The sequence below is a fragment of the Bradyrhizobium sp. sGM-13 genome, from assembly GCF_018398875.1.
Lineage (GTDB): Bacteria > Pseudomonadota > Alphaproteobacteria > Rhizobiales > Xanthobacteraceae > Bradyrhizobium.
The window spans coordinates 1-262 of record NZ_JAGWDK010000337.1 but is presented as its reverse complement, the minus strand read 5'-3'; the positions used below and the strand labels follow the sequence as shown (position 1 = coordinate 262).

The 262-nt window shown below is 59.5% G+C and carries 1 pseudogene; it reads right to left on the bottom strand.

Annotated features, from left to right (window positions below):
- Positions 1-262: pseudogene (locus KJQ96_RS39255) on the bottom strand (DUF1835 domain-containing protein); the annotation flags it as partial.

Here is a 262-nt window from a genome sequence, read left to right as displayed (position 1 = left end):
CATCCGCAGTTCGGAGGCGCCGAGCCCGGTTGCGCGTCCTGGAAGCTCTTCGAGCATTTCCAGAACACACCGCCTGAGCTGCGGCAAGATGCTGAGGTCCCTGCTCAGCAGATCGAACCACGGTTCTGGCGTGAGTGAACGGTAGGCCTGCCAGGCAAGGCTTGCGACTTCAAGATGACCGTCGGTTATCTCCACGCCCGGGAAATTCAATTCGGCAAGACGCGCCGGTTCTATTTCGTTAAGGGAGGCATCCACATGTCGC